A 22,887-nucleotide genomic window follows, 5' to 3' on the forward strand; every position below is an offset into this window, starting at 1 on the left:
ATGACCGACCTGCGGGACAGCGGCGCCGTCGAGGATGCGCAGGGCGAGAAGGCGGATGGCCGGACGACCGACCCCATCCCGCGGGCCAGCCGGCGCCGGCGCGTATTCCAGCAGGGGCGGCTCGTCCTCGGCCCCGACCGCCTCGTCGCCTGCGAGGTCGCGGACCTCTCGGTGGCGGGCGCGCGCCTGCGGGTCCCGGCCCGCATCGCGCTGCCGGAGGCCTTCTCCCTGGTCATCGTCGGCGACGACCTGCGCACGGTCGCGGTCCGCCTGCGCTGGCGCCGGGGCGATTTCGCCGGGGTGACGTTCGAGGGGGCGGGGGCCTACCTCGCCTGAGGCCGGGCGCCCCGGTTTCCGCCCGACACGGTGATCCCGGGCTTGCGCTCTCGCGGACCCGGAAAGATCGGGAGGGGCCCGGTTTCGCCGGATGAGCCGGACAGCCCTCAGAACAGCGTCTTCAATTCGCTCTTCAGGATCTTGCCGTTCGGGTTGCGCGGCAGAATCTCGTCGTGGAGCAGGATGCGCACCGGCACCTTGAACGCGGCGAGGCGCCCGGCCACGAAGGCGCGCAGCTCCTCCTCGCTGGCTTCCGCGCCGCGGGCGATCGCCACCACGGCGCCGGGCTCCTCGCCGAGCGTCGGATGCGGGATGCCGACCACGGCGGCGTCGACCACCGCCGGGTGCTCGTGGAGGACTGCTTCGACCTCGGCGCAGTAGATGTTCTCGCCGCCGCGGATGAGCATGTCCTTGGCCCGGTCGACGATGGTGACGAAGCCCTCGGCGTCGATCCGCGCCAGGTCGCCGGTGCGCAGCCAGCCGTCGCGAAACACCTCGGCATCGGCGTCGGGCCGGTTCCAGTAGCCCGCCACCACGACCGGGCCCTTGACCCACAATTCCCCGACCTCGCCGGCCGGCAGGGCGTTGCCCTCGGGATCGACCGCCTTCGCCTCGCAGACCGGCAGCGGCGGGCCGCAGCTGTCGGGGCGGTGGACGTAATCCTCGGCCTGGTGGTGGGTGAAGGTGGCGGTGGTCTCGGTCATGCCCCAGCCGGTGGCCGCTTGCGCCTTCGGGAAGGCGGCGCGCAGGCGGCGCACCAGCTCGGCCGGGGCCGGGGCGCCGCCGTAGCTGATGGTCTCCAGCGACGACAGGTCGTGCGTGCCGGCCGCCATGCCGTCGAGGAGCTGGAACGCGATCGTCGGCACGCCGCCGGCGCTGGTGCAGCGCTCGCGCTCGATCAGATCCATGGCGCGGGCGAGGTCCCAGCGGCGCATCATCACCAGGCGCCCGCCGCGAAAGAGATTGGTCACCAGGGTCGCGAAGCAGCCGGTGACGTGGAACAGCGGGATCGAGAGCAGGGCCACCTTCTGGGGCGCGGACGGGTCCGGCGCCGGCACCGGTTCGCCCCGGCGCAGGAAGGCGCGGGCGGCCGAGAACGGGTGGGCCATCACGTTGCTGGCGCCGGCGCGCTGGGTGCCGATCGCGCCCTTCGAGCGGCCGGTCGTGCCGGAGGTGTAGAACAGGGTGGCGACGTCCTCCGGGCCGATCGCGACCTCCGGCAGGCTCCCCTCCGGCAGGCCGCCCCAGGACGCGACCGGGCCGACGATGTCGGTCAGGCTCTCGGTGCCGGGGGCCGCCGGCGCGCGGGCGATCAGCACCCGCTCCAAGGCCGGGTAGCCGGCGCGGCGCTCGGCGATGCGGGCCCAGCGCTCCTCGTCGACGATGGCGACGGCGGCGCCGGAATCGGTGAAGCCGTGATCGAGCTCGGGGCCGGTCCACCAGGCGTTGAGCGGCGTCGCGATGGCGCCGGCCAGGATCGCGGCGAAGAACGCCACCGGCCATTCCGGCAGGTTGCGCATCGCGATCGCCACCCGGTCGCCCGGGCGGACGCCGCCCCGGATCAGGTTCTCGGCCAGCGCCAGGGCGGCGCGGCTGAACGCCTCGAAGCTCGCCCGCTCGTCCTCGTAGACCAGGAACGTCTTGCTCCCATGCGCCCGCCCGGCCACGAAGATGTCGCGCAGGGTGAGCGGCGCGCCGGCCCAGATCCGGGTCGGCACGCCGCGGATCGGGATTTCCGCGATGGCGAAGGGCGCCCCCGGCGCGGTCAGGCGCGCGGTCGCCTCGGCGAGGGAGAGGGCGGGCCAAGACGGCTCGGTCAACGGCTCGGTCAACGGCTCGGTCATCGGCAGACTCGTGACTGGCGGCTCGCGGAGAGCCTGGTTCTCTCGAGAGAGGATGGTTTATCCCGCCCGCGACATCATCCCGAGGTGCTGGCGACGAGGGGGCGGGCCGTGCATCCGGTCAGGTGATGGTCTGGCCGCCGTCGATCACGATGCTCTGGCCGGTCATGAAGGCGCCGGCCGGGCTCGCCAGGAACACCGCCGCGCCGGCGATCTCGTCGGGCTGCCCGATCCGGGCGAGCGGCGTGCGGGCCGTGTAGGCGGCGCGGGACTTCTGATCCTCCCACAGGGCGCGGGCGAAGTCGGTCTGGATCAGGCCCGGGGCGATGCAGTTGACCCGGACGTTGTGGGGGCCGAGCTCGACCGCGAGGTTGCGGGCGAGCTGGAAGTCCGCCGCCTTCGACACGTTGTAGGCGCCGATCACGCCCGAGCCCTTCAGGCCCCCGACCGACGAGACCAGGATGATCGACCCGTCCTTGCGGGCGATCATGCCCGGCGCGCAGAACCCGATCAGCCAATGGCTGGCGATCACGTTGTTGTCGAGGATCTTGCGGAACTGGTCGTCCGAGATGCCGCTCATCGGCCCGTAATAGGGGTTCGAGGCGGCGTTGCAGACCACGGTGTCGATGCGGCCGAAACGGTCCCCGGTGCCCTTCGCCAGGCGCTCCAGGTCGCTCTTCGACGAGATGCTGGCCGGGATCACCACGGCCCGCTCCTCGCCGTGGCGGGCGTTGATCGCCTCGGCGACGGGCGCGCAGGCCTCCGCCTTGCGCGAGGAGATGACGACCTTCGCCCCGTGCTCGGCCAGGCGCTCGGCGATGGCGCGGCCGATGCCGCGCGACGAGCCGGTGACGATCGCGACGCGGCCGGTGAGGTCGAAGAGCGGCGTCTGCATGCGGCATCCTCCCTGTCGGCGCTGCCAAAACAGGCCTTGCTTTTGACGCGACCTTAGCCCTGTATGACAATTAAGCAAGCCGTGTTTTCGAAAACGCGGCCGTGGGGAGGACGGAACGAGGGCCGCGCCGCTGGCCCGAGCCCGAGTTTGGAGCCCTTGCGACTCCATACCCAATCCCCGATAATGAGGCAGAACCCCGCCCCGCCGTCAGAGCGGCGGACGGGGCGGTCGGAGGAAACCGTGATGCGGGAAGCCGTCATCGTCGCCACTGCGCGCACCCCCATCGGCAAGGCCTACCGGGGCGCCTTCAACGACACGCAAGCCCAGGCGCTCGGCGGGCACGCCATCGCCCATGCCGTGCAGCGCGCCGGCATCGACCCGGCCGAGATCGGCGACGTGGTGATGGGCGCCGCCCTCCAGCAGGGCTCGACCGGCAGCAACATCGCCCGTCAGGCGGCGCTCCGCGCCGGTCTCCCGGAGACGGTCGCCGGCATGAGCCTCGACCGGCAATGCGCCTCGGGCCTGATGGCCATCGCCACGGCGGCGAAGGAGATCGTCACCGACGGGCTCGACGTCGCGGTGGGGGGCGGCCTCGAGTCGATCTCGCTCGTCCAGAACGACAAGATCAATCGCTTCCGGGGCCAGGATCCGTGGCTCGTCGAGCATGTGCCGGCGATCTACATGACGATGATCGAGACCGCCGAGAACGTGGCGGAACGCTACAAGATCAGCCGCGAGGCCCAGGACGCCTACGCCCTGCGGTCGCAGCAGAGGACCGCGAAGGCGCAGGCCGACAACCTGTTCGCCGACGAGATCGTGCCGATGGCCGCCCGCATGGCCGTCGTCGACAAGGCGACCGGCGCCGTCTCGCACAAGGACATCACCCTCGCGCAGGACGAGGGCAACCGGCCCCAGACCAGGCTCGAGGACCTGCAGGGCCTCAAGCCCGTGTTCAAGGACGGCCAGCGCGTCAAGGACGGGCGGTTCGTCACCGCCGGCAATGCCAGCCAGCTCTCGGACGGGGCGGCGGCCGTGGTGCTGATGGAGGCGCGGGAGGCGGAGCGCCGGGGCCTGAAGCCGCTGGGCGCCTATCGCGGCATGGCGGTGGCCGGCTGCAACCCGGACGAGATGGGGATCGGCCCGGTCTTCGCGGTGCCCAAGCTCCTCAAGCAGCACGGGCTCACGGTCGAGGACATCGACCTGTGGGAGCTGAACGAGGCCTTCGCCAGCCAGGTTCTCTATTGCCGCGACCGGCTCGGCATCCCGGACGAGCGCCTGAACGTCAATGGCGGCGCGATCTCGATCGGCCACCCCTACGGCATGTCGGGCGCGCGCATGACCGGCCACATCCTGCTGGAAGGCCGGCGCCGCGGCGCCAGGTACGGCGTGGTGACGATGTGCGTCGGCGGCGGCATGGGGGCCGCGGGCCTGTTCGAGATCTACTGAACCTGCCACCATCCCGGCTCGTGACGGCGCCCGGCAAGAGGCGCCCGGAGGACGCCGGCAGAGGGATTGTTTGGGATATGGCGCACGATACTAACGCCCAAGGTACGCCGACCAACGACAACGTGGTCGCGACCGCCCGCGACGGTGCGGTGGCGGTGCTGACGCTGCAATCCGGCCCGGTCAACGCGCTCGGCACCGCGCTCCGCCAGGGCGTCCTGGCGGCGGTCGAGGCCGCGGAGGCCGATTCCGCCGTCACGGCGATCGTGCTGATCGGCGGCGGCCGGATGTTCTCGGCCGGGGCCGACATCACCGAGTTCGGCAAGCCGCAGAGCGGGGTCAGTTTGCCGGACCTCCTCAACCGCATCGAGGCGGCCTCGAAGCCCGTCGTCGCGGCGATTCACGGCAACGCGCTGGGCGGCGGGCTCGAGACGGCGCTCGCCTGCCACTACCGGGTGGCGGTGCCGTCGGCCAAGGTCGGCCTGCCGGAGGTCAAGCTCGGCATCCTGCCGGGCGCCGGCGGCACGCAGCGGCTGCCGAGGGTGGTGGGACCCCGAAAGGCCCTCGAGGTGATCGTCGGCGGTTCGCCGATCGGCGCCAAGGCGGCCGCCGCGATGGGACTGATCGACGAGCTGGCCCCGGAGGACGGTCTTCGCGCCCACGCGGTCGCCTTCGCGGAGCGGGTGGTGGCGGAAGGCCGGCCGCTCCTCAAGATCCGCGACCGCGACGACAAGATCGCCGAGGGGCGCGAGAATCCGGGCCTGTTCGCGGCGTTCCGCGAGGAGAATGCCCGCAAGACCCGCGGCTTCGAGGCGCCCGAGGCCTGCATCGCCTGCATCGAGGCCGCCTGCCGGCTGCCCTTCGACGAGGGGCTGGCCTTCGAGCGCGCGGAATTCCAGAAACTCGTCTCCGGCACCCAGTCGGCGGCGCAGCGCCACGTGTTCTTCGCCGAGCGCCAGACCGCCAAGATCCCGGACGTGCCGGACGACACGCCCGCGAGGCCCATCGCCCGCGTCGGCGTGATCGGCGCCGGCACGATGGGCGGCGGCATCTCGATGAACTTCCTCAACGCCGGCATCCCGGTGACGATCGTCGAGACGAAGCGCGAGGCGCTCGACCGCGGCCTCAAGACCATTCGCACCAATTACGAGAACACCGCCAAGAAGGGCCGGCTGAAGCCGGAGGATGTCGAGACCCGGATGGGGCTCCTCTCCGACACCCTGGAGCTGGAAAAGCTCGCCGAGTGCGACCTCATCATCGAGGCCGTGTTCGAGGACATGGGCATCAAGAAGGAGATCTTCTCCAAGCTCGATAAGATCGCCAAGCCCGGCGCGATCCTCGCCTCGAACACCTCCTATCTCGACATCGACGCGATCGCCGCGATGACCAGCCGGCCGGCCGACGTGATCGGCATGCACTTCTTCTCGCCGGCCAACGTCATGCGCCTGCTGGAAGTCGTGCGCGGCGAGAAGACCGCCAAGGACGTGATCGCCACCGCGATGCAGATCGGCCGGAAGGTCGGCAAGATCCCGGTGCTGGTCGGGGTCTGCCACGGCTTCGTCGGCAACCGCATGCTGGCCGAGCGCCAGCGCGAGGCCAACCGCCTGATCCTGGAGGGCGTCACCCCCTGGGACGTCGACCGGGTGATCTACGATTTCGGCCTGCCGATGGGCCCGTTCACGATGAGCGACCTCGCGGGTCTCGACATCGGCTGGAGCCGGGAGACCAACAAGTCGGAGAGCGTGCGCGACCTGCTCTGCGAGCAGGACCGCCGCGGCCAGAAGACAGGCGCCGGCTTCTACGACTACGACGCCAGGCGCAAGGCCACGCCCTCCAAGGTCACCGAGGAGATCATCGCGAAGGTCGCCGAGCGCCAGGGCGTGAAGCGGAAGGACGCGACCGACCAGGAGATCCTGGAACGCTGCCTCTACCCGATGGTCAACGAGGGCGCGAAGATCCTCGAAGAGGGCAAGGCGATCCGGGCCTCGGACATCGATATCGTGTGGATCAACGGCTACGGCTGGCCGGTCTATCGCGGCGGGCCGATGTTCTGGGCCGACACGATCGGGCTGCCCAAGGTGCTGGAGCGCCTGCGTGCCTATCAGGCCGAGTACGGCGACGCGTTCAAGCCGTCGGCTTTGCTGGAGCGGCTTGCCGCCGAGGGCAAGGGCTTCAAGGACCTGTAAGGCGCGACGCAGGTGAACCCTCCCCCGCAGAGGGGGGAGGGTTGGGCGTTCAGCCAATATCGAGAACAATTCACCTCCCGAGGAGGCACCCATGGACCTTCGCTTCACCCCCGAGGAGCGCGCCTTCCGTCAGGAAGTCCGTACGTTCTTCCAAGAGAACCTCCCGCAGGAGATCCGCCAGAAGCTGATCGACGGCCGTCATCCATCGAAGGACGACATCGTCACCTGGCAGAAGATCCTCAACAAGAAGGGCTGGGCGGTGCCGAACTGGCCCGTCGAATGGGGCGGCACCGGCTGGGATCCGGTGCGCCAGTACATCTTCCTCGATGAGCTCCAGAGCTTCCCGGCGCCGTCGCCGCTGCAATTCGGCGTCTACATGGTCGGTCCGGTGATCGCGCAGTTCGGCAACGAGGAGCAGAAGAAGCACTTCCTGCCCCGCATCGCCAACATCGACGACTGGTGGTGCCAGGGCTTCTCCGAGCCCGGCTCCGGCTCCGACCTCGCCTCGCTCAAGACCAAGGCCGTGCGCGAGGGCGACCACTACGTGGTGAACGGCCAGAAGACCTGGACGACGCTCGGCCAGCACGCCGACTGGATCTTCTGCCTGGTGCGCACCGACGCCACCGTGAAGAAGCAGGAGGGCATCAGCTTCCTCCTCATCGACATGAAGACGCCGGGCATCACCGTGCGGCCGATCCAGACCATCGACGGCGGGCACGAGGTCAACGAGGTCTTCTTCGACGACGTCAAGGTGCCGGTCGAGAACCTCGTCGGCCAGGAGAACAAGGGCTGGGACTATGCCAAGTTCCTGCTCGGCAACGAGCGCACCAACATCGCCCGCGTCGGCGTCTCGAAGCAGCGCATCCGGCGCCTGAAGGAACTGGCGGCGCTGGAGCGGGTCGGCGACACGCCGATTCTGGAGAACCCGCGCTTCCGCGAGAAGCTGGCGGCGCTCGAGATCGAGCTGAAGGCGCTGGAGATGACCCAGCTGCGCGTCGTCGCCGCCGAGCGTACCCGCGAGAAGGGCAAGCCCGACCCGGCCTCCTCGATCCTCAAGATCAAGGGCTCGGAGATCCAGCAGGCCACGACCGAATTGCTGCTGGAAGTGGTCGGCCCCTACGCCCTGCCCTACGTGCCGGAAGACGAGGGCGACGAGCATCTGAGCAACGAGCCGCCGGTCGGGCCCGACTGGGCGGGCCCCGCCGCGCCCACCTACTTCAACTGGCGCAAGATCTCGATCTACGGCGGGTCGAACGAGATCCAGAAGAACATCATCGCGAAAGCGATCCTGGGGCTCTGACTGCCCGCCCTCGACCTCACAGGACGAGGTCGAGGGCGGGACGAACGAACTAAGCCGCTTCTCGGCACCGGCGAACGGATACGACCCGATGGATTTCGATCTGAGCGAGGAGCAGCGCCTCCTCAAGGACAGCGTGGAGCGGCTCCTCGCCGACCGCTACGATTTCGAGGCACGCAGGCGCCACGGCCGCGAGCCCGAGGGCTTCTCCAAGGCGATGTGGGCGGCTTACGCCGAGCAGGGCCTGCTCGCGGTGCCGTTCTCCGAGGAGGATGGCGGCATCGGCGGCGGGCCGGTCGAGACCATGATCGTCATGGAGGCGTTCGGCGGCGCGCTGGCGCTCGAGCCCTACCTCGCCACGGTGGTGCTTGCCGGCGGCGTGCTGCGCCACGCCGCGAGCCCCGAGCAGCGCGCCGAATGGCTCCCCGGCCTCATCGCCGGCGAGACCCGCTACGCCTTCGCCCATTCCGAGCGCCAGGCCCGCTACGATCTCAACGACGTCGGCGTCACCGCGCGCCGCGACGGCGACGGCTGGGTGCTGGAGGGGGAGAAGTCGCTGGTCCTGCACGGCGACAGCGCCGACCGGCTGATCGTCTCGGCCCGCACCGGCGGGTCGCGCCGCGACCGCGACGGCATCGGCCTGTTCCTGGTCGAGGCCAATGCCGAGGGCGTCTCGCGCCGCGGCTACCCGACCCAGGACGGGATGCGGGCCGCGGAAGTCTCGCTGTCCTCGGTCCGGGTCGGGGCCGATGCGGTGATCGGCGATCCCACTGGCGCGCTCCCGGTGATCGAGCGGGTCACCGACGAGGCGATCGCCGCGCTCTGCGCCGAGGCGGTCGGCGCCATGGACCGGATGCACACGCTGACGGTCGAGTACCTCAAGACCCGCAAGCAGTTCGGGGTGACGATCGGGTCGTTCCAGGTGCTCCAGCACCGGGCCGCCGAGATGTTCATCGCCCTGGAGCAGGCCCGCTCGATGGCCTTCCTCGCCACCATGATGGCGGGCGAGGACGACCCGCAAGAGCGCGCCCGCGCCATCGCCGGGGCCAAGGTGCAGATCGGCCGCTCCGGCCGCATCGTCGGCCAGGGCGCGGTGCAGCTCCATGGCGGCGTCGGCGTCACCATGGAGTACAGCGTCGGCCACTACTTCAAGCGGGTCACGATGATCGACCAGCTGTTCGGCGATGCCGACCACCATCTCGGTCGGGTCGCCCGGATGGGCGGGCTGATCGCCGCTTGAGGCACGACCGGGCGGGAGATGAATCCCGCTCATCTCGGCGCGGATAAAACTCGTTTGAGTTCCGCCCCGGGCGATTGTTGGGTGATCGCGCCTCAAGAGCACCCGACAATCCCCGGGAGGAACCCCGATGACCGGCACCGAGCCGCGCGCGCTCGCGGATGCGATCCGCTTCCTGTCCATCGACGCCATCGAGCGGGTGGGCGAGGGACATCCGGGCACGCCGCTCGGCGCCGCCGACACGGTGACGGCGCTCTTCACCCGCCACCTGAAGTTCCTAGCCCGCGAGCCGCTGTGGTTCGACCGCGACCGCTTCGTCGCGTCGAACGGCCACGGCTCGATGCTGCTCTATGCGCTGCTGCATCTCTCGGGCTACGAGGCGATCGGGCTCGACGACATCAAGCGCTTCCGCGAGCTCGGCTCGCCCTGCGAGGGCCATCCGGAATACGCACCGGCCCACGGCATCGAGACCACCACCGGGCCGCTCGGCCAGGGCATCGCCAACGCCGCCGGCATGGCGCTGGCGGAAGCCTACCTGAACCGCTGGCTCGGGCCGGACATCATCGACCACCGCACTTACGCCCTCGTCGGCGACGGCTGCCTGCAGGAGGGGGTCGGCCAGGAGGTGATCTCGCTCGCCGGCCACCTGGGCCTCGGCAAGCTCACCTTCCTCTGGGACGACAACCGGATGACCGATGACGGTGCGATCGACCTCGCGCTGAGCGACGACATGGCGGCGCGATTCCGCTTGAGCCATTGGCACGTCCAGGAGGTCGACGGTCACGATAGCGAGGCGGTCTCGGCGGCACTCCTCCTCGCCAAGGCCGATCCGCGCCCCTCGATGATCCGCTGCACCACGGTGATCGGCCGCGGCCTGCCCGGCGTCGAGGGCACCCGGGCAGCCCACTCCGCCCGCATCCCGGCATCCTTGAGCGAGGCCGCCCGCAAGGCCCTGAACTGGCCGCACCCCGCCTTCGAGATCCCGAACGAGATCCGCGCCGCCTGGCGCGCGGCGGGTGAGCGCAACGCTCCGGCCTTCGAGGCCTGGACCCGCCGCGTCGCCACGCTGCCGCCGGAGCGCCGCCGCCTCCTCGACCGCCTGCGTGAGGGCAAGCTGCCGCAGGGCTGGGAGGCGCCGCTGCGTGCGTTCCGATACGAGGCCGCCCGGTCGGGCAAGGCGCAATCCGGCATTGCGCTCTCGGGCGAACTGGTCGACCGCCTCGCCGAGGCGATCCCCGAACTCCTCTCCGGCGCGCCGGACCTGGAGGGCGCGACCCAGCACAAGCGCGGCCTGAGAGCCTTCACCGCCGAGGATCAGGGCGGGCGCTACGTCCATTACGGCATCCGCGAGCACGCGATGGGGGCGATGATGAACGGCATGGCCGCCCATGGCGGCGTGGTGCCGGTCGGCGTGACCTACCTGGTCTTCTCCGACTACCTGCGCCCGGTCTTGCGCCTCGCCGCCATGATGGGCCTGCCGGTGCCGTTCGTGTTCAGCCACGATTCGATCGGCATCGGCCGCAACGGGCCGACCCACCAGCCGGTCGAAATCCTGGTGTCCCTGCGCGCCATCCCCAACATGCTGGTCCTGCGCCCGGCCGACGCGGTCGAGGCGGCGGAATGCTGGGAGATCGCGCTTCAGAACCGCACCGGCCCGTCCTCGCTGATCTTCGCCCGGCAGGCGCTGCCGGCCCTGCGCCGCGACGGCGCGGGCGAGAATCTGTCCGCCCGCGGCGCCTACGTGCTCGAAGAGGCCTCGGGTCCTCGCCGGGTCACGCTGCTCGCCACCGGCTCCGAGGTGGCGCTCGCCGTCGAGGCGCGTCGCCGGCTCGAGGAGGAGGGCATCCCGACGGCGGTGGTCTCGATGCCGTCCTGGGAGCTGTTCGAGCGCCAGGAGGCCGCCTATCGCCGCGAGATCCTGGGGCCCGGCACCGTCCGGGTCGGGATCGAGGCAGCGGTGCGTCTCGGCTGGGACCGCTACCTCGGCGAGGCGGGCGGCTTCGTTGGTATGAGCGGCTTCGGCGCCTCGGGAGCGGAGGCCGACCTCGCACGCCATTTCGGCTTCACGCCGGAGCGGGTGGTGGATGAGGTGAGGGCGCGGCTCTAGAGCACCGCCCGATCGCGCTGCAATCGGGCAGCTCTCCTGGTTTTTGATTTTGCTGCATTTTCTGCGACGAATCGGTATCCGCTACGTCGGAAAATGCTCGACCTCACCGCATCCCGCCCTCCCGGGGGCCGGAACCTTGGATTCCGGGAGGGCGGAGAGTGTTCACCGCCCCCAGCGCAACACGGCGGCATCCAGGCTCCGGGCGATCTCGATCAGCCCGGCCCGGGTCGCCGGATGCGGCAACTCCAGCGGTGCGCGAACGGCATCCGAGCGGATGATTCCGCCCTCCTTCATCAGGATCTTGGCTGCGGCGAGCCCGGTCTGGCGGTTCTCGTAGTTGATCAGCGGCAGCCAGCGGCCATAGGCCTGCACCGCCTCGTCGCGCCGCCCGCCGACATAGGGGTCGAGGATCTGGCGGATGCCGTCCGGGTAGCCGCCGCCGGTCATGGCACCGGTGGCGCCGGCATCGAGATCGGCGAGCAGGGTGATCGCCTCCTCGCCGTCCCACGGGCCCTCGATCGCCTCGCCGCCGAGTTCCAGCAGCGTGCGCAGCTTGGCTGCCGCCTGCGCGGTCTCGATCTTGAAATACGACACGTTCTCGACCTCGCGGGCGAGCCGCGCCAGGAAGGACGCCGAGAGGGAGGTGCCGGAGACCGGGGCGTCCTGGATCATGATCGGGATCGAGATCGCGTCGGAGACCTGTTGGAAGAACCGCTCGATGCCGGCCTCGGTCACCCGGATCGTCGCCCCGTGATAGGGCGGCATGATCATCACCATGGCGGCGCCCAGGTCCTGCGCCCGGCGCGAGCGCGCGGCGCAGATATGGGTGGCGAAGTGGGTCGTGGTGACGATCACCGGCACGCGGCCGGCGACGTGCTCCAATACGGCCGTCATCACCTCCTCGCGCTCGGCATCGGTGAGGACGAACTGCTCGGAGAAGTTGGCGAGGATGCACAGGCCGTGCGAGCCGGCCTCGATCATGAAGTCGATCGCCCGGCGCTGGCCGTCGAGGTCGAGGGTGCCGTCCTCGTGAAACACCGTGGGGGCGACCGGGAAGACGCCGCGATAGGGGCGGGGCGCCGTCGCCCTCGTGTCGGTGATCATGGCTGGTCCTCCGTAGGTCAAGCCGCGGCGCCGTGGCGGCGCAGGCCGTTGTGGATGACGTGGCGGACGGCCTCGGCCGCGCCCGCCGGGTCGCGCGCCGCGATGGCCGCCACGATGGCGGCATGCGCCGCCAGCGTCGTCTCGCGCTCGGCGGTCGCGACCGGGGCGCTGAGCTGGAACGAGGCCCGCAAGGCCACCTCGATCACCCCGCCGATCGAGCGCATGAACGGATTGCCGGAAGCGACCGCGATCGCGACGTGGAGCGCGAGGTCGCCCTCGGCGAATCCGTCGGAATCGGACGGCTCGGCCCGCATCCGCGCCAGGCCCGCCTCCAGGGCGGCGAGGTCGTCGGCGGTCCGGCGCTCGGCCGCCAGCGCCGCCGCCGCCGGCTCGACGGCGAGGCGGATCTCGGCCAGGTCGCGCAGGAAGGACCGGTCGATCCCGGCCTCGAGATGCCAGGCGAGCACGTCGGCATCGAACATGTTCCAGGCCGCGCGGTCGCGCACCACCGTGCCGACCCGGGCCTTGGTGGTAAGGAGCCCCTTGGCCACCAGCGTCTTGACGCTCTCGCGCAGGACCGGCCGCGACACCCGGAAGGCCGCCAGCAACTCGCCGTCCCCCGGCAGCTTGGCACCCGCCGCGTAGCGGCCGGCGATGATCGCGGTGCCGAGGCTGCGCGCCACCTCGGCGTGGTTCGACCGCGTCCGCCCCGACGGGATCACCACGAGGCCGGCCGCTGCCCGGGCGTGGGATGGAGCGAGGGGTGCGCGCATCGGTGCTGGGAATCCGCCGGGACGAGGCGCCCCGCGGCGCCGGCCGGACCCTTACACCACGCCGCCGCCCCGCTGAATAGTCATACTGTCTGACTTTTGCCGGTTGGCTTCTACGGTCGCTGCACGATCAGGACTGGGCCGCTTCCCGCGCCTCCGCCACCGCCTCGGCGCCTTCCCGCCGGTCCTCGGCATCGGCTGCCGGCGGTTCCTGCGCCGTCTCGGCGGCATGGTGGCGGCACAACCGGATCAGGATCGGGAAATGGTCGGAGCCGACGGTCTCCAGCCGCTCCAGCCGGGCGACCAGGAAGTGCTCGGAGAAGAAGACGTGGTCGAGCGGCCAGCGCAGCATCGGCCAGCGGGCGTGGAAGGTCGGATAGGCGCCGCGCCCGACCCGTGGGTCGAGGAGGCCGCCGATCGCCTGGAACAGGCGCGTCGTGCGCGACCACGCGACGTCGTTGAGGTCGCCCGCGACGATCGTGGGACCGCCCTCCCGCTCGACCTCCCGGGCGACCAGCACCAGCTCGCCGTCCCGCGTCGCGCTGCTGTTGCCCGGATGCGGCGGGCGCGGATGCACGCCGTGGAAGGTGAAGCGCTCGCCGGAGGGAAGTGTGACGCGGGCGCGCACCGACGGAACGTCGTCCTCGACGAGGAAGCGCACCTGCAGGTCGTCGAGCGGCAGGCGCGAATAGAGCATCAGCCCGTAGGTGTTGCCCTGCGCCTGGTCGACCCCGTGGGGATAGCGCGCCCGCAAGGGGCGGAGCGCGTCGCGCCAGCCCGCATCGGTCTCGAGCGCCAGGATCATGTCCGGATCGCGTCGCTCCACCAGCCGCAGCAGGCGGTCGTAGGCCCGGTTCGACTGCAGCACGTTGACGATCAGGATCGACACGCACGTTCCCGGATCCGCATCGGCCGGCGCCGCCGCGGCCGTCGGGCGGGTCAGGCGGGTGAAGGGCAGGATGTGCCGCAATTGCAGTCCGAGCGCCGCGAGCAGCCCGATCCCGAGGGCGAGCGACACAGGATCGTGCCCGGCCACCACCAGGAGGAGCAGGACCGGCAGGATCGCGGTCGCAACCTGGAAGCGCGGGAAGTCGAAGGTGCGCACCAGGCCGGCGCGGCTGCGCCAGAACGGCAGCAGCGTTGCGACGATGAGGAGCGCGGCCAGGGCCTGCGCGACGATGGACAGAGTCGAGACCGGCACGCTGCTTTCCCCGCGGCGGCCTGGCGCCGCCTCCGGGGAGCGAGATAGGTCGGCGCCTCGCCCGGCGCCACCCGGCCGTCAGGCGCTCGCCAGGGGATGGAGGTCGCGCACCATCTGCTTCAGCCGCTCGTCGAGGACGTGGGTGTAGATCTGCGTCGTCGAGATGTCGGCATGGCCGAGGAGTTCCTGCACCACCCGCAGGTCGGCACCGTTCTGCAGCAGGTGGCTGGCGAAGGCGTGGCGCAGGACGTGCGGGCTGATCCGGTCGGTGCGGATGCCGGCGGCGGCGGCCACGGCCTTCAGGTCGCGGGCGAAGGCCTGGCGGGTCAGGTGGCCGGCCTCGCTGTCGGCGGGAAACAGCCACGGGCCCGGCGCGGCCAGGGTCGCGAGATGGGCCGCCATGGCCTTGCGGGCGATGTCGGTCAGCGGCACCAGCCGCTCGCGCCCGCCCTTGCCGCGCACCACCAGGAACCGCTCCTTGGTGGCGCCGGCGGCGCGGGGCAGGGCGACCAGTTCCGAGACGCGCAGGCCCGTGGCGTAGAGGAGCTCGATCAGGCAGTGCATCCGCCCGGCCCGGGCCGCTTCACCGGGCGTGGGTGCCCGCTCAATCGCCTCCTGGGCGACGGTGAGCAGCCGGTCGACCTCGGCGACCGAGAGCACCTTGGGCAGGCCGCGGCCGCGCTTCGGCCCGGAGACCGGTGCGGTGGGGTCGCTCTCCGTCAGCCCCTCCGCGTAGAGGAAGCGGTGGAAGCCGCGCACGCAGGAGAGCCGGCGCGCCGCCGAGGTGCTCTTGAGGCCCCGCGCCTCCAGCTCGGCGAGGTAGGCGCGGATTCCCGACGCCTCGACCTCGCCCGGCGCGAGGCGCTTGCCCTGGAGATGGGCGAGGTAGTCGTCGAGGTCGCGCCGGTAGGCCGCGAGGGTGTTGGCGGCCGCACCCCGTTCGGCGGCCAGCATGTCGAGATAGGCGTGCATCAGGCCCTGGGGGGCCGGGGCGCTCATTTCGGCTGCAGCTTCGCGTTGGGAATGGTGACGGTGATCTCGCGCGGCGTCGGCTCGACGAAGGTGGCGAGCGCGAACATCGCCGCGAAGGCGAGCCCGGCCAGGATCGCCACCACGGCCAGGAAGCGGAAGAGAGTCGGCACGTCGGAGGGGTCCCCGGAGCTACGCGTGACAACGAGCGGCGCGGACGCCCCGCGCCGGCCGCCTTGGCCGTCGGTTCGACCACGCGCGGCCCCCGGAGGCAAGGTCGCCGGCGCCCCCTCCGGCGGAATGCCGGCGGCTGTTGCGCGGGCGCCTCCGCGGCCGGGCCGGCGGGCCGGCATCCAGAGGCGGGATTTTCCGTTTCCGCCGTTTCGCCCTGCGCGAAAAACAGGCTAAAGAACGCCGCATGAACCAGCGTCCCCTCCATGAGCAGTCGATCGAGTCGCGCGTGCGCCGGGGCCTCGGCCTGCGCTCGATCGTGCTGGTCGGGCTCATGGGCGCGGGCAAGAGCACCGTCGGCAAGCGCCTGGCGGGGCGCCTCGGCCTGATCTTCAAGGATGCCGACCACGAGATCGAGGCGGCGGCCGGCCTGACCATCCCGGACATCTTCGCCATCTACGGCGAGCCGAGCTTTCGCGACGGCGAGGAGCGGGTGATCACCCGCCTGCTGCGCGAGGGCCCGATGGTGCTCGCCACGGGGGGCGGCGCCTTCATGCGGCCCGAGACCCAGGCCCGCATCGCCGAGGCCGGCGTCTCGGTCTGGCTCAAGGCGGATCTCGACGTGCTGATGCGCCGGGTGCGCAAGCGTCCCGGCCGGCCGCTGCTGCAGAACGAGGATCCCGAGGGCACGATGCGCCGCCTGATGGACATCCGCTACCCCGTCTATGGCGGGGCCGACGTGATGGTGCTGTCGCGCGACGTCTCGCACGACCGGGTGGTGCAGGACGTGCTCGAAGCCCTCGACGCCTACATCGCGGGCGATGCGGCGGGAGCCCTGCCGGGCGAGGTGCCGGGAGACCGGTCGGATGCCGACGGTGCGGAATCCGCCGGCCAGCCGGAACCCGCCGGCCAGGCCCTCGCCGCGCAATAGCCGCCTTCGCCCCGAACGACCCCGACGACCGGATGTGAGACCCGTGCAAAGCCAGACCGTTCACGTGCCCCTCGACGGCGGCCGGGCCTACGACATCCTGGTCGGGCGGGGGCTCCTCGCCGAGATCGGCCCCCGCGTCGCGGCGCTGAAGGCCCGCGCCGTCGCGGTGGTGAGCGACGAGACCGTGGCGGGGCTTTACGGGGAGGCCGTCACCGCCTCGCTGGCGGAAGCCGGCCAGCGCACCGCCCTGATCGCGGTGGTGCCGGGCGAGGGCTCGAAGAGCTATGCCGGCTTCGCCCAGGTCTGCGACGGGCTGATCGCCCACCGGATCGAGCGGGGCGACCTCGTGCTCGCGCTCGGCGGCGGCGTCGTCGGGGATCTGGCGGGCTTTGCCGCCGCGTCGCTCCGCCGGGGCGTGCGCTTCGTCCAGGCGCCGACCACGCTGCTCGCGCAAGTCGATTCCTCGGTCGGCGGCAAGACCGGGATCAACTCGCCCCACGGCAAGAACCTCGTCGGCGCCTTCCACCAGCCGAGCCTGGTGCTGGCCGACACCGCCTCCCTCGACACCCTGTCGATGCGCGAGATGCGCGCGGGCTATGCCGAGGTGGCGAAGTACGGGCTGATCGACGATCCCGCCTTCTTCGCCTGGTGCGAGGCGAACCTCGCCGAGATCTTCGCCGGCGGCCCGGCCCGCGAGGAAGCGGTGGCGTCCTGCTGCCGCGCCAAGGCCGGGGTGGTGGTTCGCGACGAGCGCGAGGACGGCGAGCGGGCGCTGCTCAATCTCGGCCACACCTTCGCGCATGCGCTCGAGCGCCTGACGGCCTACGATTCCGCCCGCCTCGTCCACGGCGAGGCGGTGGCGATCGGGCTCTGCCTCGCCTTCCGCTTCTCGGCCCGGCTGGGCTTGTGCCCGGGCCAGGATGCCGGCCGCGTCGCCAACCACCTGGCGCTCGCCGGGCTGCCGACCACGCTCGCCCAGGTCCCGGGCGGCTGCGGCGACGCCGACCAGCTCCTCGACGCGATGCGCCAGGACAAGAAGGTCCGCGACGGCGCGCTCACCTTCATCCTGGCGCGGGGGATCGGCCAGAGCTTCATCGCCCCGGGGATCGACGCGGGAGCGGTAAGGGAGTTTCTGTCGGCGGAGCTGGGGTGAAAACAGCTCGGGTGAGCGGCAAGTCGTCGTAGATCGTCTTGAGACTCGGCGTCCCGCCGATCTCCGGCAGATCGACGGCGTCGGCGCGGATGCTGGGCGAAAGGCCGCCTTCCGGATCGCGGCGATGCCTCGTCACCGAACGCCGATCCTGCCCCACCAGCACGACGCCCACGCTCGACGGATCGGCGGCGTAGGTCGCGAGCCGGAGGCCCGGCGCCGGGACCTGTCGCTCGGCGACAGCACCTCGACCACCACCAGCGGCGCGGACGTGATGCAAAGGCCATCCATCCCGTCCATCGTCGAATCGCCACGATGACGTCGGGCGCGACGATCCGCGCCCGGGACCGGCACACGGCTCGGGCCGGACGGGCGCCAGGGGCTGGCGTGCCGGCCCGGTGCTGGCGCAGGACCTCGAGGAAAGTGGCCGGGATCCCGTCGTGCCGCCGCGTCGGCCGCGGGGTCTTCAGCGGCACCCCGTCGTCCAGTTTCCAGCACTCTCCCTCCGGCCCTTCCTTGAGGAAAGAGAGGAAGCCGTCGGAGCATCGCGTGGCTCGGCGGCACGCATGGCGGGCGCTCCCGTTGTCTCCGCCCGCCTCCGGCCATGGGTCACGCCAACCGGAACGCCCGGACCAGCACCGCCTCCTGCGCCGGTCGCAGGCTGGCAAGCGTGCCGACCAGGACCAGCCGGTTGAGCCAGGCATGCGGCCCCTCGGGCGCCGTGACGTCGATGGTCGAGAAGCGAGTATCCGGCGCGCCGTCGCGGCCCGGATCGATCGTCACCTGGTTGCGCACGGTCAGGATCGCGCCGTCCTCTGTCCTCATCTCGTAGAGGGCATCGAGGCGCCGCACGCCGTCCTTGCGCACGAGTTGCCGGTCGGCGCCGCCAGGCAGGACCGTGCCGCGGAGCCGCGGCCCCTGGAAGCGCCCGCCGGTGATCGGGACGATGCGGCGCTCGCCGAGCGGCGAATCGCCCAGCGGCACCAGCGGAGCGATCTCGACCACGGCCTCGTAGACGAATTCCGTCCTCGGCATCACCAGAGGCCGGTCGGTGAGCGGAGCGGAGGTCTCCGCCGCAAAAGCGGGCCCCGCCACGGCGAGGCTGGCGCCGGCAAGGAGCAGGGTGCGCCGGTCGGGATGCGGAACGTCTCGGTCGGCCATCGGGATCCTCCCTGTCTGTCGTCGTCGAGCGATCATGCGCTCGGGCGAGAAGCAGCGACAGGGCAGCGGACGCACTGCCGCAGCGTTTTTCAGGTCGAATTCCCTGGGGTCGCTTGACGGGCCGCCCCGGCCGCGGCCGAGTGGCGGCGAAACCCTGGGGGAGGAGCGATCATGCTGCGCGGCGCGACCCGGAGGAGCGGGACGGGAAGGGTGGGGCGCTTCCGTCCGGTCGTCCTCGGCCTGACCGGCCTCTCCCTGCCTCTTCTCTTCTCGCCGGTTTTCCTCTCGCCGGCCTTGGGCGGCCCGCTCGCCTGCGGCGACCTTGCGCGGCTCGTCCGGCCGGACCTGCGCATCACCCGCGCCGAGGCGATCCCCGCCGGCACCCTGCCGGCCGACAACCCGGGCCGCGCCGCGCTCACCGGGGCCGCTCGGGCGAAGGCGGCCCTGCCGGCCCATTGCCTCGTCGAGGGCATAATCGACCCCCGCGTCGGGGCAGGGGGCGTCGAATACGGCATCGGCTTCCAGCTCCGCCTGCCGGAGGCGTGGAACGGCCGCTTCCTGTTCCAGGGCGGCGGCGGGCTCGACGGCGTGGTCGGCGAGGCGCTCGGCGCGATCCCGGTCTCGGGCGCGACGGCGCCGCCGGCCCTGCTGCGAGGCTACGCCGTCGCCTCGACCGATTCCGGCCATCGCGGCCGCGACAATGCCGACGCCTCGTTCGGCCTCGACCAGCAGGCGCGGATCGATTTCGCCTACGGCGCGGTCGGCACCGTCGCACGGGAGGCGAAGGGCCTGATCGCCGCCCGCTACGGCCGCGCCCCGGCGCATGCCTATTTCATGGGCTGCTCCAACGGCGGCCGCTCCGCGCTGATGGCGGCGACCCGCTTCCCCGCCGCCTTCGACGGGATCGTGGCCGGCGCCCCGGCCTTCCGGCTCACCCGCGCGGCGCTCGGCCAGGTCTGGGACACGCAGGCCTTCCTTTCCGCCGCCCCGAAGGACCAGGAGGGCAGGCCGGTTCTCGCCGAGGCGCTCAGCGAGGCCGACCTCGCCCTCGTCGCCGGTGCGGTGCTCAAGACCTGCGACGCCGCCGACGGTCTTATGGACGGGGCGGTGGAGGCGGTCGCCTCCTGCCGCTTCGACCCCGCGAGCCTCGCCTGCCCGGGCGACAAGGGCGCGGCCTGCCTCAGCCGACCGCAGGTGGAAGCGCTGCGACGGAGCTTCGGCGGTGCCCACGATTCGCAGGGACGTCCGGTCTACGCCTCCTGGCCGTGGGATCCGGGCCTCGCAGCGCCGGGCTGGCGGGCCTGGAAGCTCGGCACCTCGAAGACTGCGGTACCGAACGCCCGCAACGCGACGCTCGGGCCGGCCGCGATCGCGAACTACTTCCTCACTCCGCCGGATCCGGGCTTCGACGCGCTCCGCTTCGACTTCGACCGCGACACGCCGCGCATTGCCGAGACCGCCACGATCAACGATCCGACCGGCACCTTCCTGTCGACCTTCACCGCCCGCGGCGGCCGGCTCCTCGTCTACCAGGGCGTCGCCGACCCGGTCTTCTCCGCGCGCGACCTCGTCGGGCACTGGCAGGAGCTGGCCCGCCACAACGGCGGCGCGCCGGCGTTTTCGGAGCGGGCGCGGCTGTTCCTGGTGCCGGGCATGACCCATTGCGGCGGCGGCCCCGCGCTCGACGATTTCGATCCCCTGTCGGCCATCGAGGCCTGGGTCGAAGGCGGCCGGGCGCCAGACCGGATGCTCGCCCGCGGCACCGCCTTCCCGGGCCGCACCCGGCCGCTCTGCCCCTTCCCGCGGGAGGCGCGGTACCAGGGCGGCGAGGCGGACGAGGCGGAGAGTTTTTCCTGCAAGGCGCCGTGAGGCGCGTCGATCCGCCGATCAATCCTGCGCGACGAGGCGGCGTGGGTTTCTCCTCTCACCGCCCGCGGGGAGGGGAGAAACCCACGCCTCTTCTTGCTCCTGACCGGTTTATGCTCGCGAGGACGGAGGATGAGCGCACAAACCGCTCGGACTCGGCGCATGCCCCACCGCCCTGCGGCGTCGCGCCGACCTTGCCTTGCGGTGCGGAAGGGATCCACACTCGCGGATCCCGACAGGGGCTCGTAGCCCTCCTCGAAGCCCTCTCGGACGATGACGAGGACACCGCATGATGGAAGCCAGCGCGCCGGCCGCCGCGACCCCGATGGATGACGGCATCGTCGCCGCGGCGGAGGCCTGCCTCGCCAGCGTCGGGCGCGCCCGGGAGGCGATCCACGGGGTCATCTTCGGTCAGGAGCAGGTGGTCGACCTCGCGCTGGTCACGATCCTGGCGGGCGGCCACGGGCTGCTCGTCGGCCTGCCGGGCCTGGCCAAGACCAAGCTCGTCGAGACCCTCGGCACCGTGCTCGGGCTCGACGCGCGCCGGGTGCAGTTCACCCCCGACCTGATGCCCTCCGACATCCTCGGCAGCGAGATCCTCGACGAGGACCAGGACCGGCACCGCTCGTTCCGCTTCGTGCGCGGGCCGATCTTCACCCAGCTGCTGATGGCCGACGAGATCAACCGCGCCAGCCCCCGCACCCAGTCGGCCCTGCTGCAGGCGATGCAGGAGCACTTCGTCTCCGTGGCCGGCGCACGCCACGACCTGCCGCGGCCCTTCCACGTCCTGGCGACCCAGAACCCGATCGAGCAGGAGGGCACCTACCCGCTCCCCGAGGCCCAGCTCGACCGCTTCCTGCTCGAGATCGACGTCGGCTATCCCGACCGGGCCGCCGAGCGCCGCATCCTGCTCGAAACCACCGGCGCCGAGGAACACCGGCCGCAGGCGGTGATGGACACCGACGCGCTGCTCTCGGCCCAGCGCCTTGTGCGGCGGCTTCCCGTCGGCGAGGCCGTCGTCGACGCGATCCTCGACCTCGTGCGCTCGGCCCGCCCGGTCGGGGGCGACGCGGCCGTGGCCGACAAGCTGCTCTGGGGGCCCGGCCCCCGTGCCAGCCAGGCCCTGATGCTGGCGGTGCGCGCCCGTGCGCTGATCGAGGGCCGGGTCGCGCCCTCCGTCGACGACGTCGCGGCGCTCGCCGAGCCGGTGCTGAAGCACCGCATGGCGCTCACCTATCCGGCCCGCGCCGACGGCGAGACGATCCCCGGCCTGATCGGCCGCCTCGTCGGGCGGCTCTGACCCGGTGGCCCCGACGCGCGTCCTCGACGCGGCCGCCCGCGCGCCCGGCCGGCGGGAGACCGAGACCGCCCTCACGCTCGCCGAGCGGATGCCGCGCCTGATCCTGGAGGCCCGCCGGGTCGCCGCGACCCTGGCGCACGGCCTGCACGGCCGCCGCCGGGCCGGACCGGGCGAGAGCTTCTGGCAGTTCCGCCCCTTCGTCGCCGGCGAGGCGGCGAGCCGGATCGACTGGCGCCGCTCGGCTCGGGACGACCGGCTCTACGTCCGCGAGCGCGAATGGGAGGCGGCTCACACCGTCTGGATCTGGGTCGACCGCTCCGCCTCGATGGGTTTCGGCTCCGACCTCGCCCAGGCGCCGAAGATCGAGCGGGCGCTCGTCCTGGCCTTGGCGCTCGGCGACACCTTCGTGGAGGCCGGCGAGCGGGTCGGGCTGCTCGGCCTGTCGCGGCCGCTCGCCACCCGCACCGTCGTCGAACGGATGGCTGAGACGCTGGCCGCCGATCCGTCCGGCCTCGACGAGGACTTGCCGCCGCGCGCGCCCGTCGGCCGCTTCGACGAGGTGGTGCTGGTCGGCGACTTCCTCTCGCTCCCCGAGCAGGTCCGGGCGGCCGTCTCGGCCATCGCGGCCGGCGGCAGCCGCGGCCACCTGGTGATGGTGGTCGATCCGGTCGAGGAGACGTTCCCGTTCTCCGGCCAGGCCGAATTGCACGACCTCGAGGCCGGCCTGTCGCTGCGGGTCGGCGACGCGGCCGCCTGGGGCGAGGCCTATCGCCGGCGGATCCGCGCCCATCGCGACGCATTGGCCGAGATCGCCCGGGCTCAGGGCTGGACCTTCACGCTGCACCGCACCGACCGGCCGGCGAGCGAGGCGGCGTTCCGTCTCGTCACCCTGGTCGCCGCCGCCCGCAGCGCGGGCTGAGGA

20 protein-coding genes are annotated in these 22,887 nt (G+C 71.9%); 12 read left to right on the forward strand and 8 right to left on the reverse strand.

Annotation, left to right across the window (positions count from 1 at the left end):
* On the forward strand, positions 1-336 hold the full coding sequence (locus tag G4G93_RS31575) for a PilZ domain-containing protein (protein ID WP_165091040.1): 336 nt from the start codon (positions 1-3) through the stop codon (positions 334-336).
* 107 nt (positions 337-443) lie between these two features.
* Here the strand turns inward: G4G93_RS31575 and G4G93_RS31580 are convergent, their stop codons facing one another.
* On the reverse strand, positions 444-2,180 hold the full coding sequence (locus tag G4G93_RS31580) for a class I adenylate-forming enzyme family protein (RefSeq protein ID WP_165091042.1): 1,737 nt from the start codon (positions 2,178-2,180) through the stop codon (positions 444-446).
* Positions 2,181-2,298: 118 nt separating this feature from the next.
* Positions 2,299-3,072: an SDR family oxidoreductase gene (locus G4G93_RS31585; protein WP_165091045.1), complete on the reverse strand. Its 774-nt coding sequence runs from the start codon at positions 3,070-3,072 to the stop codon at positions 2,299-2,301.
* A gap of 243 nt (positions 3,073-3,315) precedes the next feature.
* Here G4G93_RS31585 and G4G93_RS31590 point away from each other — a divergent pair, with 243 nt between their 5' ends.
* The 5 genes from G4G93_RS31590 (at position 3,316) to G4G93_RS31610 (ending at position 11,342) form a co-directional block, all read left to right on the forward strand.
* On the forward strand, positions 3,316-4,518 hold the full coding sequence (locus G4G93_RS31590; RefSeq protein ID WP_165091047.1) for an acetyl-CoA C-acyltransferase: 1,203 nt from the start codon (positions 3,316-3,318) through the stop codon (positions 4,516-4,518).
* 77 nt (positions 4,519-4,595) lie between these two features.
* Positions 4,596-6,701: a 3-hydroxyacyl-CoA dehydrogenase NAD-binding domain-containing protein gene (locus tag G4G93_RS31595; protein ID WP_165091050.1), complete on the forward strand. Its 2,106-nt coding sequence runs from the start codon at positions 4,596-4,598 to the stop codon at positions 6,699-6,701.
* 91 nt (positions 6,702-6,792) lie between these two features.
* Positions 6,793-8,001 carry a pimeloyl-CoA dehydrogenase large subunit gene (gene pimC, locus G4G93_RS31600; protein WP_165091052.1) on the forward strand — a complete coding sequence of 403 codons (1,209 nt, stop codon included), beginning with the start codon at positions 6,793-6,795 and terminating at the stop codon, positions 7,999-8,001.
* Positions 8,002-8,089: 88 nt separating this feature from the next.
* Entirely contained in the window at positions 8,090-9,238 is a 1,149-nt protein-coding gene (locus tag G4G93_RS31605; RefSeq protein WP_165091055.1) for an acyl-CoA dehydrogenase family protein, read from the forward strand.
* 127 nt (positions 9,239-9,365) lie between these two features.
* Positions 9,366-11,342, forward strand: a complete 1,977-nt coding sequence (locus tag G4G93_RS31610) for a transketolase (protein WP_165091057.1) — start codon at positions 9,366-9,368, stop codon at positions 11,340-11,342.
* Positions 11,343-11,504: 162 nt separating this feature from the next.
* On the opposite strand, the gene G4G93_RS31615 is transcribed toward G4G93_RS31610, so the two are convergent.
* The 5 genes from G4G93_RS31615 to G4G93_RS31635 form a co-directional block, all read right to left on the reverse strand.
* Positions 11,505-12,446, reverse strand: a complete 942-nt coding sequence (locus tag G4G93_RS31615) for a dihydrodipicolinate synthase family protein (RefSeq protein ID WP_165091060.1) — start codon at positions 12,444-12,446, stop codon at positions 11,505-11,507.
* 17 nt (positions 12,447-12,463) lie between these two features.
* Entirely contained in the window at positions 12,464-13,219 is a 756-nt protein-coding gene (locus G4G93_RS31620; RefSeq protein WP_165091062.1) for a FadR/GntR family transcriptional regulator, read from the reverse strand.
* 127 nt (positions 13,220-13,346) lie between these two features.
* Positions 13,347-14,417, reverse strand: a complete 1,071-nt coding sequence (locus G4G93_RS31625; protein WP_165091065.1) for an endonuclease/exonuclease/phosphatase family protein — start codon at positions 14,415-14,417, stop codon at positions 13,347-13,349.
* 78 nt (positions 14,418-14,495) lie between these two features.
* On the reverse strand, positions 14,496-15,416 hold the full coding sequence (locus G4G93_RS31630; RefSeq protein ID WP_165091067.1) for a site-specific tyrosine recombinase XerD: 921 nt from the start codon (positions 15,414-15,416) through the stop codon (positions 14,496-14,498).
* Positions 15,413-15,559 (reverse strand): histidine kinase, encoded by a 147-nt coding sequence (locus G4G93_RS31635; protein ID WP_165091070.1) that lies wholly within the window; start codon positions 15,557-15,559, stop codon positions 15,413-15,415. The genes G4G93_RS31630 and G4G93_RS31635 overlap by 4 nt, the downstream gene beginning before the upstream one ends.
* A gap of 245 nt (positions 15,560-15,804) precedes the next feature.
* Here G4G93_RS31635 and G4G93_RS31640 point away from each other — a divergent pair, with 245 nt between their 5' ends.
* The 3 genes from G4G93_RS31640 (at position 15,805) to G4G93_RS31650 (ending at position 17,957) form a co-directional block, all read left to right on the forward strand.
* The gene (locus G4G93_RS31640; RefSeq protein WP_165091073.1) at positions 15,805-16,488 is read left to right on the forward strand and encodes a shikimate kinase; all 684 of its coding nucleotides are present in this window, start codon (positions 15,805-15,807) and stop codon (positions 16,486-16,488) included.
* Between the two features lie 43 nt (positions 16,489-16,531).
* Positions 16,532-17,641, forward strand: coding sequence for a 3-dehydroquinate synthase (gene aroB / locus G4G93_RS31645; protein ID WP_312892309.1), 1,110 nt, complete (start codon positions 16,532-16,534; stop codon positions 17,639-17,641).
* Positions 17,642-17,765: 124 nt separating this feature from the next.
* Positions 17,766-17,957: a hypothetical protein gene (locus G4G93_RS31650; RefSeq protein WP_165091078.1), complete on the forward strand. Its 192-nt coding sequence runs from the start codon at positions 17,766-17,768 to the stop codon at positions 17,955-17,957.
* Between the two features lie 290 nt (positions 17,958-18,247).
* Here the strand turns inward: G4G93_RS31650 and G4G93_RS31655 are convergent, their stop codons facing one another.
* Positions 18,248-18,799: a DUF3237 domain-containing protein gene (locus tag G4G93_RS31655; protein ID WP_206290132.1), complete on the reverse strand. Its 552-nt coding sequence runs from the start codon at positions 18,797-18,799 to the stop codon at positions 18,248-18,250.
* Between the two features lie 210 nt (positions 18,800-19,009).
* Between G4G93_RS31655 and G4G93_RS31660 the strand changes: the two genes are divergently transcribed.
* The 3 genes from G4G93_RS31660 to G4G93_RS31670 all read left to right on the forward strand — a co-directional run bounded on the left by G4G93_RS31660 (position 19,010) and on the right by G4G93_RS31670 (position 22,884).
* Positions 19,010-20,668 carry a tannase/feruloyl esterase family alpha/beta hydrolase gene (locus G4G93_RS31660; RefSeq protein ID WP_206290133.1) on the forward strand — a complete coding sequence of 553 codons (1,659 nt, stop codon included), beginning with the start codon at positions 19,010-19,012 and terminating at the stop codon, positions 20,666-20,668.
* Positions 20,669-20,954: 286 nt separating this feature from the next.
* Positions 20,955-21,965: a MoxR family ATPase gene (locus tag G4G93_RS31665; protein WP_165091085.1), complete on the forward strand. Its 1,011-nt coding sequence runs from the start codon at positions 20,955-20,957 to the stop codon at positions 21,963-21,965.
* Between the two features lie 4 nt (positions 21,966-21,969).
* Complete coding sequence (locus G4G93_RS31670) at positions 21,970-22,884, forward strand: DUF58 domain-containing protein (RefSeq protein ID WP_165091088.1); 915 nt, start codon at positions 21,970-21,972, stop codon at positions 22,882-22,884.
* The last annotated feature ends 3 nt before the right edge of the window (positions 22,885-22,887 follow it).

Source organism: Methylobacterium sp. DB0501 (assembly GCF_011043735.1).
Lineage (GTDB): Bacteria > Pseudomonadota > Alphaproteobacteria > Rhizobiales > Beijerinckiaceae > Methylobacterium > Methylobacterium alsaeris.